Annotated in this window: 13 protein-coding genes and 1 tRNA gene; 9 read left to right on the top strand and 5 right to left on the bottom strand. The window is 67.1% G+C overall.

Annotated elements, in window-relative coordinates; all coding sequences use genetic code 11:
• Positions 1-25: 25 nt before the first annotated feature.
• A complete protein-coding gene (locus tag AC1DHY_RS10960) occupies positions 26-796 on the bottom strand; it encodes a hypothetical protein (protein WP_476880385.1) in 771 nt (256 codons plus the stop codon).
• A 260-nt stretch (positions 797-1,056) separates the two neighbouring features.
• On the opposite strand from AC1DHY_RS10960, the gene AC1DHY_RS10955 reads away from it, so the two are divergent.
• Both AC1DHY_RS10955 and AC1DHY_RS10950 read left to right on the top strand, forming a co-directional pair.
• Positions 1,057-2,727, top strand: coding sequence for an ABC-F family ATP-binding cassette domain-containing protein (locus AC1DHY_RS10955; protein WP_476880386.1), 1,671 nt, complete (start codon positions 1,057-1,059; stop codon positions 2,725-2,727).
• A complete protein-coding gene (locus tag AC1DHY_RS10950) occupies positions 2,724-4,637 on the top strand; it encodes an ABC transporter ATP-binding protein (RefSeq protein ID WP_476903609.1) in 1,914 nt (637 codons plus the stop codon). The genes AC1DHY_RS10955 and AC1DHY_RS10950 overlap by 4 nt, the downstream gene beginning before the upstream one ends.
• Here AC1DHY_RS10950 and AC1DHY_RS10945 read toward each other — a convergent pair.
• The 3 genes from AC1DHY_RS10945 to AC1DHY_RS10935 all read right to left on the bottom strand — a co-directional run bounded on the left by AC1DHY_RS10945 (position 4,634) and on the right by AC1DHY_RS10935 (position 5,687).
• A complete protein-coding gene (locus AC1DHY_RS10945; RefSeq protein ID WP_476880191.1) occupies positions 4,634-5,101 on the bottom strand; it encodes an NUDIX hydrolase in 468 nt (155 codons plus the stop codon). The genes AC1DHY_RS10950 and AC1DHY_RS10945 overlap by 4 nt on opposite strands.
• The gene (locus AC1DHY_RS10940) at positions 5,098-5,613 is read right to left on the bottom strand and encodes a DUF6314 family protein (protein ID WP_476880192.1); all 516 of its coding nucleotides are present in this window, start codon (positions 5,611-5,613) and stop codon (positions 5,098-5,100) included. The genes AC1DHY_RS10945 and AC1DHY_RS10940 overlap by 4 nt, the downstream gene beginning before the upstream one ends.
• A gap of 1 nt (position 5,614) precedes the next feature.
• Positions 5,615-5,687 (bottom strand) — tRNA-Arg (locus AC1DHY_RS10935).
• Positions 5,688-5,773: 86 nt separating this feature from the next.
• Here AC1DHY_RS10935 and AC1DHY_RS10930 point away from each other — a divergent pair.
• The 6 genes from AC1DHY_RS10930 (at position 5,774) to AC1DHY_RS10905 (ending at position 11,668) form a co-directional block, all read left to right on the top strand.
• The gene (locus AC1DHY_RS10930; protein ID WP_476880193.1) at positions 5,774-6,595 is read left to right on the top strand and encodes a DUF998 domain-containing protein; all 822 of its coding nucleotides are present in this window, start codon (positions 5,774-5,776) and stop codon (positions 6,593-6,595) included.
• A 30-nt stretch (positions 6,596-6,625) separates the two neighbouring features.
• Entirely contained in the window at positions 6,626-7,492 is an 867-nt protein-coding gene (locus tag AC1DHY_RS10925; protein ID WP_476880194.1) for a hypothetical protein, read from the top strand.
• A gap of 2 nt (positions 7,493-7,494) precedes the next feature.
• Positions 7,495-8,997 carry a PGAP1-like alpha/beta domain-containing protein gene (locus AC1DHY_RS10920; RefSeq protein ID WP_476880195.1) on the top strand — a complete coding sequence of 501 codons (1,503 nt, stop codon included), beginning with the start codon at positions 7,495-7,497 and terminating at the stop codon, positions 8,995-8,997.
• 39 nt (positions 8,998-9,036) lie between these two features.
• Positions 9,037-9,450, top strand: coding sequence for a hypothetical protein (locus tag AC1DHY_RS10915; protein WP_476880196.1), 414 nt, complete (start codon positions 9,037-9,039; stop codon positions 9,448-9,450).
• 249 nt (positions 9,451-9,699) lie between these two features.
• On the top strand, positions 9,700-10,143 hold the full coding sequence (locus tag AC1DHY_RS10910) for a DUF7793 family protein (RefSeq protein WP_476903608.1): 444 nt from the start codon (positions 9,700-9,702) through the stop codon (positions 10,141-10,143).
• Complete coding sequence (locus tag AC1DHY_RS10905) at positions 10,133-11,668, top strand: putative bifunctional diguanylate cyclase/phosphodiesterase (RefSeq protein WP_476903607.1); 1,536 nt, start codon at positions 10,133-10,135, stop codon at positions 11,666-11,668. Before AC1DHY_RS10910 ends, AC1DHY_RS10905 begins: the two co-directional genes overlap by 11 nt.
• Positions 11,669-11,795: 127 nt before the next feature.
• On the opposite strand, the gene AC1DHY_RS10900 is transcribed toward AC1DHY_RS10905, so the two are convergent.
• The gene (locus tag AC1DHY_RS10900; protein WP_476879587.1) at positions 11,796-11,945 is read right to left on the bottom strand and encodes a hypothetical protein; all 150 of its coding nucleotides are present in this window, start codon (positions 11,943-11,945) and stop codon (positions 11,796-11,798) included.
• Positions 11,946-12,144: 199 nt separating this feature from the next.
• Between AC1DHY_RS10900 and AC1DHY_RS10895 the strand changes: the two genes are divergently transcribed.
• On the top strand, positions 12,145-13,218 hold the full coding sequence (locus AC1DHY_RS10895; RefSeq protein WP_476903606.1) for a hypothetical protein: 1,074 nt from the start codon (positions 12,145-12,147) through the stop codon (positions 13,216-13,218).
• Positions 13,219-13,607: the final 389 nt, after the last annotated feature.

Genomic DNA, 13,607 nt, shown 5'->3' with positions numbered 1-13,607 from the left:
GGGCGGTGCTCCCACCTTCCCAACATCATAATTCTTCTGCCCCGATGTTTTCCTGATGCCGCACCCGGGCGCGGTCCGCCGCGTTCCGGGCAACGCGACGCGCCCTCACCTTGCCCAGCCAGATCAGGGCGAGCCCGAGGACCAGCCCCAGGACCGCCGCGGAACTGAGGTAGTACTGGATGAAGGCCAGCGGCCGGGGCAGCAGATCACCGGGAACCAGCAGGATCGTGGCTGCGGCTCCGGCCGTCAGCACGGCCGCGCCGCCGCGGACCAGCCGGGGGAGCCGGGATCGCAGGATCACCACCGTGGCCGGCACAATGCACCCGGCCACAAAAGCAGGGTAGAGCCGCCCGGCCGCGGTGTAGAGCCCGATCAGCTCCTGGTTGCGCGGGCTTTGGTCGGCAAGGGTGGCCAGCCCCGGCGATGTCCCGGACGTGTTGGCAAGGAAGAACGGAACCACGGTGGCGAGGGCAACGGCCGCCAACACCGTTAGGCCCACCGGGCCGAGGAGCAGCCGGACACTGCCCTGATGGCCGAAGCCCCGCGCGATCTTGTAACCGGCCAGCAGGACCGTCCCGTAGATCACGAAGCGCAGCAGCAGATTGGCGTAGTTGGTCGAACCGAGCCACTCATCAATGACCGTGTAGGTGGCGCCGATGCTCAGCAGCATGGCGAAGCCGCAAAGCACGAAGATGCCGAACAGTGAGCGGTTCTCACTGCGGAGGGCCGCCGGGGCCCGGAGCAGTGCCGCGAGGACGCACGCCAGCAAGGTGGTCCACTGGATAGCAGCAATCATTCGTGGGCTTCCTTGGCTGGTCATGGGCCAAGCCCGCCGGTTTTTTGACCAGCGGGGAGTCTGTGGCCCGGCTCGATTTTACCGGCGCCGCCGATTCAACTATGCTAGATGCTCGAACCCGCTGGTCCGTACACCCCCCAAGTCCGGACCAGCGGGTTCTTCTATGCCCGGCGGCACGGGTGCGGGTTTTACCCCCGGATTTCGCTCTGGGCAGGTGCCCTCTGGCCGCCCGCGGCGGCCCCCGGTGAGAGAATGGATCAATGACTGCAACCCTTGTTGCCAAGGACCTTTCCGGTGGTCACGACCACCGCACCCTCTTCTCGAAACTCTCCCTTACAGTTGCGCCCGGCGACGTCGTCGGCGTCGTGGGTGCCAACGGTGCCGGCAAGTCCACGCTGCTGCGCCTGCTGGCCGGCGTCGATCAGCCCCAGGACGGTGCGGTGAGCCTCGCCCCGGCGGACGCCTTTGTTGGCTGGCTCCCGCAGGAACACGAACGGATCGACGGTGAAACCGTTGGCGGCTACATCGCACGGCGGACCGGGTGCGGCCAGGCCACCGCGGAGATGGAATCCACGGCCGAGGCCCTGGGCACCGGTGCGCCCGGTTCCGAGGACGCCTACTCGGTGGCGTTCGACCGCTGGATGGCGTCCGGTGCCGCGGACCTTGAAGAGCGGATTCCCCCGGTGCTGGCGGACCTGGGCCTCGAGGTGGGGCCCGACGCCGCTATGACCGGGCTCTCCGGCGGCCAGGCTGCCAGGGTAGCGCTCGCGGCCCTGCTGCTGAGCCGCTTCGACATCGTGCTGCTCGACGAACCCACCAACGACCTTGACCTCAACGGGCTGGCCAAGCTGGAAGCCTTCGTCCAGGGACTGCGCGGGGGTGTGGTGCTGGTCTCGCACGACCGGGAGTTCCTGGCCCGCTGCGTGACCTCCATCGTGGAACTGGATCTCGCCCAGAACGCCGTCGCCGTGTACGACGGCGGCTACGAGGCGTACCTGGAGGAGCGCGCCGTCGCCCGCCGGCACGCCCGGGAACGCTACGACGAGTTCGCCGCCACCAAGGCCGACCTCGTCTCCCGGGCCCGGACCCAGCGCGAATGGAGCTCCCAGGGCGTCCGCAACGCCATGAAGAAGAGCCCGGACAACGACAAGATCCGCCGCGCCGCCAATACCGAGTCCTCGGAGAAGCAGGGCCAGAAGGTCCGGCAGATGGAATCCCGTATTGCCCGGCTCGAGGAAGTCGAGGAACCGCGCAAGGAATGGCAGCTGCAGTTCAGCATCGGTACCGCACCGCGCTCCAGCGCCGTGGTGGCCACCCTGCGCGAGGCCGTGGTGCACCAGGGCGACTTCACCCTCGGACCGGTGAACCTGCAGCTCAACGCCGGTGAACGGATCGGGATCACCGGACCAAACGGTGCGGGCAAGTCCACCCTGCTGCGGCTGCTCCTCGGTGTGCAGCAGCCCGATGCCGGGAACGCTGCGATGGGAGCTTCCGTGGCGGTCGGGGAAATCGACCAGGCCCGCGGCCTGCTGGCGGGACACCTGAAACTCGCAGACGCCGTCGAAGCCGTACTGACCGAGCAGTCCCCGGCGGAGGTACGCACCCTGCTGGCCAAATTCGGGCTCAAGGCGGACCACACCTCCCGGACCGTCGACTCACTCTCACCCGGTGAGCGCACGCGGGCCGCGCTGGCGCTGCTCCAGGCCCGCGGGGTGAACCTGCTGGTCCTCGACGAACCGACCAACCACCTGGACCTGCCGGCGATCGAACAGCTTGAGGAGGCCCTGGATAGCTACGACGGGGCCCTGCTCCTCGTCACCCACGACCGCAGGCTGCTGGAAAACGTGCGCCTGGACGTCCGCTGGAACGTGGTGGACGGCGTCGTTACCGAACTGCAGGGCGCGAGCGCCCCGAAAGGCACCAACACATGAGTATGGACCGGGTTGCCTGGAGCTCCCTCTACAACATCACCCGCGCCTCCGACGGCTCCAAGCGGTTTTCCAAGGCGCTCGTCAAACGCGTCTTCGGCTTCGCGAAGCCGCACCGCAGGCGGCTGATCGCCTTTGTGCTGCTCTCGATCGTGATGGCTGTCCTCGCGGTGGCGACGCCGGTGCTCGCCGGCCAGGTGGTGGATGCGATCATTGCCCGCACGGACGCCGGAACGGTGATCTGGCTCGCCGTCCTGATTGCGATCGTGGCTGTGGCCGAGGCGGGCCTCGGACTCGTGACCCGCTGGCTTTCCTCCACGATCGGCGAGGGCGTCATCCTGGACCTGCGCACCAGGGTCTTCGACCACGTGCAGAAGATGCCCATCGCTTTCTTCACCCGCACCCGTACCGGTGCCCTGGTCAGCCGGCTGAACAACGACGTGATCGGGGCGCAGTCCGCGTTCGCCGGGACCCTTTCCGGCGTGGTCAGCAACGTGGTGGCCTTGGCCTTGACCCTGGTGGTCATGCTTAACAAGTCCTGGCTGGTGACCGTCCTGGCCATGATTCTGCTGCCGATCTTCCTTATTCCGGCCCGCCGGATGGGCTCCCGGCTGGCCGAGCTGCGCCGCGAGGCCGCCGAGCACAACGCCACCATGGGCACCCAGATGACCGAGCGGTTCTCCGCCCCGGGCGCCACCCTGGTGAAGCTGTTCGGCCGCCCGGACGAGGAGTCCCGTGAGTTCGCACTGCGTGCCGGACGCGTGCGGGACATCGGTGTCCGCACCGCCATGCTGCAGTTCACCTTCGTCACAGCCCTGACCCTGGTCTCGGCCCTGGCCCTGGCCCTGGTGTACGGCTTGGGTGGCTGGCTTGCCTTGGGCGGGCAGCTGGCCGCTGGCGACGTCGTCGTGCTGGCACTGCTGCTGACCCGCCTCTACGCCCCACTTACGGCGCTCTCCAGCGCCCGCGTGGAGATTATGAGCGCGCTGGTCAGCTTCGAGCGGGTCTTCGAGATCCTGGACCTTAAGCCCCTGATCCAGCAGAAGCCGGACGCCGTGGAATCCCCACGCGGACCCCTGTCCGTGGAGTTCGACAACGTCCGGTTCGCCTACCCCTCGGCCGACAAGGTCTCGCTGGCCTCCCTCGAGGACGTCTCCACGCTGGACACCCGTGGCGGCGAAGAGGTGCTGCACGGCATCAGCTTCCGGGTGGAACCCGGCCAGACCGTGGCACTTGTGGGGTCATCCGGGGCCGGGAAGTCGACCATCGCCCAGCTGCTCTCGCGGCTGTACGACGTCGATTCCGGTGCCGTGCGCTTCGGCGGAATGGGCGACGGGGCCGGGGTGGACGTCCGCGACCTGACCTTCGATTCGATGCGCGAGACCTTGGGCATGGTGACCCAGGACGGCCACCTGTTCCACGAAAGCATCGCCTCCAACCTGCGGCTGGCCCGTCCGGGCGCCAGCGAGGACCTGATGTGGGACGTACTGCGCCAGGCCCGGCTCGAGGACATGATCCGGTCGCTGCCGGACGGGCTGGACACCGTCGTGGGGGAGCGCGGCTACCGGCTCTCCGGCGGTGAACGCCAGCGGCTGACCATCGCCCGGCTGCTGATCGCCCAGCCGCGGGTGGTCATCCTGGACGAGGCCACGGCGGCGCTGGACTCCACCAACGAGGCAGCGGTCCAGGCCGCGCTCGGCGCGGCACTGGAAGGACGCACCGCCGTCGTTATCGCGCACCGGCTCTCCACGATCCGCGCCGCCGACGCCATCCTGGTGGTCGAGGGCGGTTCGATCGTGGAACGCGGGACGCACACCGAGCTGCTCGCCGCCGAGGGCCGCTACGCGGAGCTGTACCGGACCCAGTTCGCCGAGGCTACCGCGGTGGCCGCGGAGGCGCTGCCGGAGCTCTAGCCCCGGCCCGTTGCAGTCCGGCCGGCTGCCCTTACCGTCCGGCGGCCCGCTTGAGCCGCCAGGGCCGGGAGGACGTGGTCGGTCAGCAGCGGTGCGAGGTCATCGGGCAGGACGCCGTCGAGCTCCAGCCAGCGGATCTCCGCAATCTCGGCTGAGGGCCGGGCCGTCCAGCCGCCTGCGGGGTTCATCAACGTCGGCGCGGTGAACACCGTGGCCTCGATCTGCGTGGCGGCCTCGTTGGCGGCCTCGGCCAGCCAGCTCCCGAAGGGTTCGAGGTCCTCCGCGGCAACGACGATGCCCACTTCCTCCTCGAGTTCCCGGGCGGCCGCCTGTGCCGCGGATTCGCCGGCTTCGGGTTTGCCGCCCGGGTGCATGAACTTGTCGGTGCCGCGTTTGCGGACGGTGAGGAGGCGCCCGGCGTCGTCAAAGACGCAGACGGCCGATACGACAATGCGGGGGTTCATTGTTGGCTCCCAAGCCTGGTTGTTGCCGAGGGTGCGCCGGCCGCGGGCTTGCCGGCGGCCGGCACCCGGCGCAGCACGGTCTCCAGCACAAGGTCTTTGGCCGGCCCAGTGACTTCCCACCGGTAGCTGAACCCGTCGGTCCCGGTCCTGGTGTACCGGACCCGGTAGGTGTCCGGATCGCACCAATGCCGGTCCTGGTTATCCGCTCCGCCGAAACCCATGCGGTGGAAGGGCCGGCCGTCGGGGAAGAACATGTCCATCGTCTCCGGGGTGGCCGAGGGCCGGAGCAGGTACTCTCGGCTGGCGGGTCCGGTAAAGGGGTGGGCGCCTGCCGGGTTCCACTGCACGGTGCCTTCTTCGCGGAAGCGCAGGCCGCCGTCGTCGGTTGCTGTGAAGCGGACGACGCCGGTAAAGGTTCCGTGGCTGTCTGTGGCCCGGTCCACCATGGTGCGTTCCGCAGTCCAGCCGCCGAGCAGGTAGGCGCGCAGGTCGAACGGCAACTGGGAGTTCAAGTGCCCTCGATTGGAATCGAACCAACGACACCGGCTTTAGGAGAGCCGTGCTCTATCCACTGAGCTACGAGGGCGGGCGTGCGGGGTGGGTGGCTGTTCGCCGGCCCGTCCGGACACGGTTACCAGCATACAAGGTGAGGGCCCGTACTACGCTCTTGGCATGTCAGTCTCCGCCCGCAACGGGTCTCCCGAGCTTCTTTACCTACCGGACGTGGCCGTCACGCGGTTCTATGTTGGTGCGCTCGCCAAGCTCAGCGTGCTGCAGTACTTCGTCGCCGAGGCGGCGGTGATCGGGGCGTGGGCCGGGCGGTCGCCGTACAGCCGCCGCACGGGTTACATCAGCGACCTCGGCGCGCTGGGCTGTGGCGGATTCGACGGCCGCGACGTTTGTTCGCCGGCGCACCTGCTGATGAATGCCTCGTTCGTGGTGCAGGGGATCGGCATGATGGTCGGGGCGCTGCTGCTCAGCTCCGCCGTGATTGGGAGCGCCGCGGTGCTCCGGGGTGTCGCCCGGGTGCAGGGCCGGCAGGCGGTGGCCGGTGGGCGGCCGACGTCGTATGCGGCCTTTGCTGCCCGGGCGCTGAGCCTCACCGCGGGGGCCGGCACGGTCATCGTGGGGCTGGTGCCGGAAGACGCCGGTTCCGGCTGGCACCAGGCGGGTGCGCTGATGTATTTCGCCGCCGGCGGCCTGGCGCTGCTCCTGGTCGGCTGGATGTGGCGGAGGCAGACGCCGCTGGGCTGGTTCATCCTTGCCTGCGGAGCCGTTTCGCTGGCCGCGCTGGTGGCCGGCGGGGTGACGGGCATGCACGTGCCGGAGCCCGGGACCCTGGAACGGCTGATGGGTTACCCCATCACGATCGGCATGGCGGCACTGGGGCTGGTTGTTGCGCAGCGTGTCCGGCAGGACGTCGTGACAAGGAGGCGGCAGCGGGCACAGGGGAGAGCTCCCCATACCGCGGATCCCGCCCCGCCCGTAGGCTGAACCAAGGAATCTGAGCTATTGGGGGGAATTGTGGTGCAACGTACCGGAGACCCGGCGCTGAACATCTTCGAGATCAGCGGCCTGGCGTGGGCGGCCGCCGTCGACCGGGCCATGCAGGTGCTGGCTGCAGAACCGGAGGTGGATTTCGACGCCTACCAGCAGTCGCCGGGCGCCGTCGCAATGCGCCTCCTGGATCCTGCGGACACGAGCCGCCTCGACGCTGAACTCCGCGGGGCGGGCTTCGTCGGCCCGGACGGCGCCATCCGCGCTCAGTGGCTGCTGGCCGTCGCGATCTCCGCCACCGCCCCCATCCGCGTCAGCGCCGTGGCCCGGACCGCCGACGAGTCGGCGCACACAGACCTTGCACTGGCGGGCGGCCGCGGCATAGCCGTCTCCTACCGGCGGCGGGTCCGCACCACAGCCGCCGGGACGGATGTCCCCGGGGTACACGACGTCGTGGAGGTTGCCCTATTCGAGGAACAGCACGCCTGGGCCGCCGTGCGACGGATCCTTCCCGACCATGCCGAACTCCTGGCCGGCACCCCAAGCGCGGGCAGCACCCCAAGTCGGGAGGGCGGCCGCGACGTCGTCGGCGCCCGCGAGCTGCAGGACCCCGGCGACGCCGGGGTGGACCCGGACATCACCGCCGCCGTCCTGGCACCGCGCTGCACCGTGTACCTGGACGTGGTGGCAGCGCCGCCCGGGCAGGCGGCCGCCTACCTTGCCTCGGATGTCTGGTCCCTGGCGGACAACCTCTACTCAGTCCGTACCAGCGGCGACGGCGGCGGGTCCCTGGTGCTGGTGGACGCGGCCCCCGGGGATATCGCCCGGGAACTGTCCTGGCGGCTGCTTGGGGCCCGGGAGTTCCTTGCCGGTGCTGCGGGCAAGGTGGCCTGACCATGAGCATGTATGGGATGGATGTTGAGTCCGGGCGCCGGCTCAGCGAAGAACTGTCACGGGCCGGCGAGCGCCTGCTGGCGATGAGCGCCGAGCTGACCCCGGCCATCACTGGCGCGGTGTGGGAGGGCCGCGACGGTGCCCGGTTCCGGGAAGACTGGAAAGGGCACAGGCAACGGCTGATCGGTGCCGGCAACGCCCTGAAGGCCGCGTCGAACACGGTCAAGCGCGACGTCGAAGAGCAGGTCTACGCCAGCGAACACGGCGGCGGGGCCGCGGGGGTGGAAGCCGGGATTGCGCGCAGGCCCGGGGGAGAGTCCCTGTGGCAGCGGCTGGGGCTGGACCGGTTGGGCAGTGACCTTGCCGGGGAAGCGGGGGACCTCTGGAGCCAGACCGGCAAATTCATCAGCACGGTGGGTACAGCGACGGAATTCACCTGGAACTGGCTCCAGGACGGGGCGCCCATCCCGGTCCGGAACTTCATGGATGCACAGGCCAACCTGGTGGAGCAGGTCGGCCACACCGGCGATATGGGTTGGCGGTGGCTCACCACCGGGGAACCGCCGTCGCTCACCGAGGTGGTGTCCAACGGGGTGCTGCTCCGGGCCGGTGCCCTGTCGCTGGCTGCAACCGCCCTGAGCCTGGGCACGTACAACCCGCACCTGCTTGATGACGGACGCCCGGTTGCCGGTGACCCTGTCCCGGTACCGGTGGGTGACCCCGCCGAAGTGGACAAGGACGGGAGGCCCAATACCCCGGTGCCCGCAACCATAAGCGCCATCCTGGCCACCACCAACGCCGCCTATGCCGACGAGGGCAAGCCAGGGACCCCGGACGCCGCGGTGCGCATCACGTCGGTCCACAAACCCGGAGAGCCGGATGCGTACGTCATCAGCATCCCGGGAACCACACGCTGGTATCCGGACGGTGCCGCCAACGCCACGGACCTCACCGGAAACCTGCAGCTCGCCGGCGGCAACATGTCCACGGCGGCCGAGGCGGTCCGCCTGGCCATGGAGAAGGCGGGTATCCCGGCCGGCTCGCCCGTTATGCTGTCCGGGCACTCGCAGGGCGGCATGATTGCCGCGACCCTGGCCTCGGACCCTTCCTTTACCAACCGGTTCAACGTGACCAACCTCGTCACGTTCGGGTCGCCCATCGATTCGACCCCGATCCCGTCCCGGATTGATGTCCTTGCGCTGCAGCACCAGGGCGACCCGGTCCCCAAGCTCGACCTTGGAGACTTCACGCTGGGACCGGACGGGTCAGTCTCCGCAAGTCAGGACAACAGCGTGGTCAAGGTGACGCTGCCCAACCCTGCTGTTGATCCCGGGGCTGCCGGAATCGGTTATCACGACGGCGGCGAGTACGTGAAGTCCACGGGCAACCTCGAGGACCACGGCCCGATTGCCGACTACGCTCAAAAGGAGTCAACCCAGAAGTTCCTGACCTCGGACCCCGGTCAGGCCAGTTCTACCGTCTCGAGTATTTCGCGCAAGCAGTAACGCGGACCGGCCGGTGCCGGCCCATAGTGGAAGTCGACCATGAAAAACCAAATCCGGATTCTCGCAGGAGCGCTAACCGTGGGCCTACTCGCAGCATTTCTGTCAGCATGCGGACTCGGTGGGCCCTCGAAAACCGACCAGCTGGAGTCCGCCCTCCAGAAAGCCGGGATGTCCGTCCCGGGTGTGACCGCCGTCCAGGCGGACGCCAACGTCAACACGTCGGGCAAGTTCATCACCGTGAAGCTCGTGGGCGCCAGCGCTGACAAGGCGACGCTCACCCGGACGCTGGACCAGGCAATGCCGGCCCTGCTGGACAGCATCAAAGATGTGGAGGGCGGCACGTTCGGAGTAAGTATCTTCTCGCCCGACGACGCCGTCCACGCCGGCCCCGGCGACCTGGGGTACAGCGGCTCAAGCTCGTTATCGAGCGTTCGCGAATACTTCGCCCGGTAAGCGGCGGCTCCGTGTCGCCCGGGTGTCTTATGTCTCATATTGTCTGCGGCTTGCATTATCATGGGGGCATTCGCCGGAACGCTCCGGCGCTTCGCGCAGGGTACGCGTTGCCTGCACGCTGGATTGCCGGCTTTGTGATCTATGGGGGCAGATGTCTAGTCAGCTAGTTGCGCCGTCTCTGGCAGCGACTGCCTTCGGCGACCCCCAGTGCACCCCCTTCCGCGCCGCAGTCCGACGGGACCACCTCTCATGACGGTCGAAGCCCCGGCGGCACCGGGCCGCCAAGTCCACGTGAATATGCCTGCGGCGTCCGTGGACTCCTCGCCCGCCGAACGGATCATCTCCGTGCGTGAACTCCCCGGCGGCGTCGTTGAAATCGCGCTGCCGCCGAACCGGCGGATCGAGGGCCCCGAAGCTGAAGTGGCCGGAGCCACCGTGCGTGCGCTCGCCGCCGGCCAGCGCGTTCCCGTCCTGCTGGTGATCTCCGGCGTCGGCAGCGTCAGTGCGGAAGCCCGCGAAGTGTACGCGGGGTCCATCGCCCCGTCCGCCTTCGCTCTCGTGGGGGAGAGCCCCGTGGACCGCGTGATCGCCCACTACCTGCTGCGGTCACGAACCGAAACAATCCCGGCCGAGTTCTTCCTTTCGCGGTCAGAAGCCCTCGAGTGGTTAAGGCCGTATACGAGTGAAAAGTGATGTACCAGACCCCCGGCTCCACACGTTGGTGGAAGGCATTGTCCGGATCGCGAGCGGCGACCTAAGCACCAGGATCCCGCATTCGGGCGCGCGCGACGACGTCGCCGCCGTCATTGCGGGCATCAACCTGATGGCCGATGACCTGCAGACCATTTACCAGGAGCTGGAGGAACGGGTCGAAAGCCGCACCGCCATGCTGCGCGAGGCCCAGGTGGAGCTCGAACGGATGGCGCTGACCGATCCGCTCACCCAGCTGGCGAACCGGACCGCACTGAACTCCGTGCTCAGCCACGCGCTCGCCGAAACGCTGCGCGGCGAGATGCCGCCGGCGCTGCTGATCCTCGACCTCGACTCGTTCAAGGGAATTAACGACACCCTCGGCCACAGTGCGGGGGACGACGTTCTGCGCGTCATCGCCCGCCGGCTGCAGGAGGCCGTCCGGGTCACGGACACCGTGGCCCGGCTCGGCGGCGACGAATTCGCCGTGATGCTGCCCAAATCGAACCTCGTCCGGGCCCGGCGGGTCGCGAACCGGATCCTGAAGGCGCTCAGCGAAAGCCTGGACATCGGCGACCTCCGTATCACCTGTGGCACCAGTATTGGTGTGCGGGTGGCCGAACCCGGGCAGTCGGCCGACGAGCTCGTGATGGAAGCCGACACGGCCATGTACGCGGCCAAGGCCCAGCCGCACAGCGCTATCAAGGTCTTCGAACCGGCCCTCCTGTACGCCCGCCGGCTGCAGAGCCTTATGGTGACGGAAATGCGGGAGGCGATCCTGCATGACCAGCTCACCCTGCACTTCCAGCCGGTCGTCGAGCTCCCCACGGGCCGGATTGAGGGCGTCGAGGCCCTGGTCCGCTGGAACCACCCCGAGCGCGGGCTGCTGATGCCGGACCAGTTCATCCCCCTTGCCGAGGAGACCGGGATGATCGTGGAGCTGGGCCACTGGGTGCTGCGCAACGCGGTACGGCAGCTCCGCGACTGGCAGGACCGGCTGCCGCTGGACAGCGAATTCTCCGTGCGGGTGAACATCTCCACCACGGAACTGCAGAACCTGGAACTCATCGAACACGTCCAGGACATCCTCAGCGAAACCGGCGTCGACGCCGCAAACCTCATCATCGAGCTGACCGAATCCATGGCGGTGACCGGCGGCGACGTCGACAAGTACTCCCTGAGCGGGCTCCGCCAGCTGGGTGTCCAGCTCGAAATCGACGACTTTGGCACCGGATACTCCTCCATCAGCTACCTGCGCCGGCTGCCCGTGAACGTGGTCAAGATCGACAAGAGCCTGATTGACGGGCTGGGATCTGACGAGGAGCAGGGCGGCTTCGTTGAGGCTGTCCTGCATTTGATCCACGCCTGTGGCCTCAAGGCAGTGGCGGAGGGGATCGAGACCGCCGAACAGGCCGAGGAACTGGTGCGGCTGGGTTGCGGCAGCGGCCAGGGCTACTACTTCGGCCGCCCGGCGCCCGCCGAGGCCATCGAAGCGCTCGTCCTCGAAGGCCGGACAGTTTCGCAGTAGCCGCTCATCTGCGGCGTGGCTAACGACGGCGGCTTGCCCGCCTGCCAATGACACACCGCCGTCGACACGACAAAGGGCGGGAGCCGGAAGTAATTCCGCTTCCCGCCCTTTGCGGTTGGTGACTCCGTTAGTTCTTGGGGGTGGAGTTCGGCCAGTAGTCCACTGCCACGACAGTCTGACCGGAATTGCCGCCCGTAGCCGAGACAGCAGCCGAGGCCGAGAGGCCTGCTGCTGCGAGGGCGCCGGCGACGAGGAGTGTTGCGAGGGTCTTCTTCATGTAATGCTCCTGTTGCGTGAGAGGCTGATGTGACTCGTGTGATGCAGGATTAGTATAGGGTCAATCGACACGCCGTCAGATAACGATTCATCACATCTGCCGGGGTCGGTGTTATTTTCCGGCTTCGCAACGACATTCCGGTCGTAGAACCTTGCGCGGCGAGTACCTAATCGGCGGCAAAGGCCCCGATAATTGGTTCATGCACTCAGTTTCACCGCTTTACGCAGCTGCGGAGCTTCAAGCACACGAGTTCCGTAGCCACCATGCCTTCGCCGAAGCGGCCGGCAGCGCTGAGCGGGCTGCCGAAATAGCACTGCGGGACGGAAACTTTGGGTCGTGGTGGAACATGACCTTTCTCCGCGCCGAAAACCTCTTGGACGCACAAAGCTTTGATGAGTGCGCGACCCTGGCAACGTCCCTCATTGAGGATGCAGGAGACCCACCGAACCCCCACGATCAAGCTCGTGCCCACATTTTGCTGGCCAAGGCCCGTCAGGGCGCGGGCTCGCTTGAGCAGGCCGCGGACTCCGCACGTGCTGCCGCCGACCTCACGACGGGGGAGTCGGATGTCGAAATCAACATCAAGGCGAGGCAGGCACTCATCGCTGCACTGGCAGACGGCGGGAAGTTGTCAGACGCTTGGAGCGAGAGCAAGGTTCTCGCGAATGTGATTTCCGAAGATGTTGATGATCAGCTTGCTGGTAAAGCCTTCTGGGTTATCGGGAACGTTGCCTTCCTGTGCGACAGGATCCAGGAGGGTTTGCACTATCACGAGCTAGCGGCAACGACTTTCTCGCCTACAAAAAACCTCGACGTTTGGGCCAAATTCAACAAGGCCTCTGCCGCCATGCGCCTTGCGGCGAACGTTGCCGACTCTGACACATTGCGCTGTATTGAGCGCGCAGAGTTGGCCACCGATATTATTGGTGGAAGTGAAAATGATCTGCTGCTGCTCAAGCGCAATCGCGCCCACTGGAGTTTTCTTGCCGGGGATGCAGAGTCTGCTGTGGCGCTCCTGGAAGAAATCCGTGCTACTTCAAGGAGCCTTACGCCCCAACTTTTCGCTGACGCGTGCTTTCTCCTAGGACGCTCGTATCTCGCATTAGGTGACGAAATGGCCGCCCGGGACTCTTTGGTCGAGGCTGCCGCGCATTTTGAAAGCGCCGGAGCCCCACACCGCGCCAAGCAGGCCCGGGACTTCCTGAGGGACGAATTGGGCCGTGACTCGTTCTGGAAATGGCTGCTGCGGGTCACGGGCTTCGGGCGCGGCTGACCCCACTCGCTTGATTCCACCCACGGATGGGCATGTCCGTTGCCGCCACCGCCTTCTGGACATGTCCATTGCTGGTGCTGAGTAATGGACATATATGGAATATGCCCTCTGGTCTTAGCTAAGGATGGGCATGTCCATCGGGACGGCCGAGACGCTGCCGGGCCGACCGGGGTCCCTCTGGATATGTCCTCTGGTCTTAGCCAAGGATGGGCATGTCCATCGGGACGGCCGAGACGCCGCGGAACCGACCTCGCCCACGTCTGGGTATGTCCAATGCGGGTGCTGAGCAATGGACATACATGGGATATGCACTCCGGTACTAGCTAGGGGTGGCCATGTCCATCGGTCCTAGTTAAGGATGGGCATGTTCATCGGGACGGGACCCAGAC

The organism is Arthrobacter sp. 05L44 (genome assembly GCF_056397605.1).
The sequence above is the reverse complement of the archived record's forward strand: the minus strand, read 5'-3'. Positions and strand labels throughout refer to the sequence as shown.

Excerpts from the sequence above, each read along its gene's own strand:
- AC1DHY_RS10910 (WP_476903608.1), top strand. The coding sequence starts at position 9,700 with ATGACGGTCGAAGCCCCGGCGGCACCGGGCCGCCAAGTCCACGTGAAT.
- AC1DHY_RS10960 (WP_476880385.1), bottom strand. The coding sequence starts at position 796 with ATGATTGCTGCTATCCAGTGGACCACCTTGCTGGCGTGCGTCCTCGCG.
- AC1DHY_RS10930 (WP_476880193.1), top strand. The coding sequence starts at position 5,774 with ATGTCAGTCTCCGCCCGCAACGGGTCTCCCGAGCTTCTTTACCTACCG.
- AC1DHY_RS10950 (WP_476903609.1), top strand. The coding sequence starts at position 2,724 with ATGAGTATGGACCGGGTTGCCTGGAGCTCCCTCTACAACATCACCCGC.
- AC1DHY_RS10955 (WP_476880386.1), top strand. The coding sequence starts at position 1,057 with ATGACTGCAACCCTTGTTGCCAAGGACCTTTCCGGTGGTCACGACCAC.
- AC1DHY_RS10920 (WP_476880195.1), top strand. The coding sequence starts at position 7,495 with ATGAGCATGTATGGGATGGATGTTGAGTCCGGGCGCCGGCTCAGCGAA.
- AC1DHY_RS10895 (WP_476903606.1), top strand. The coding sequence starts at position 12,145 with ATGCACTCAGTTTCACCGCTTTACGCAGCTGCGGAGCTTCAAGCACAC.
- AC1DHY_RS10945 (WP_476880191.1), bottom strand. The coding sequence starts at position 5,101 with ATGAACCCCCGCATTGTCGTATCGGCCGTCTGCGTCTTTGACGACGCC.
- AC1DHY_RS10900 (WP_476879587.1), bottom strand. The coding sequence starts at position 11,945 with ATGAAGAAGACCCTCGCAACACTCCTCGTCGCCGGCGCCCTCGCAGCA.
- AC1DHY_RS10915 (WP_476880196.1), top strand. The coding sequence starts at position 9,037 with ATGAAAAACCAAATCCGGATTCTCGCAGGAGCGCTAACCGTGGGCCTA.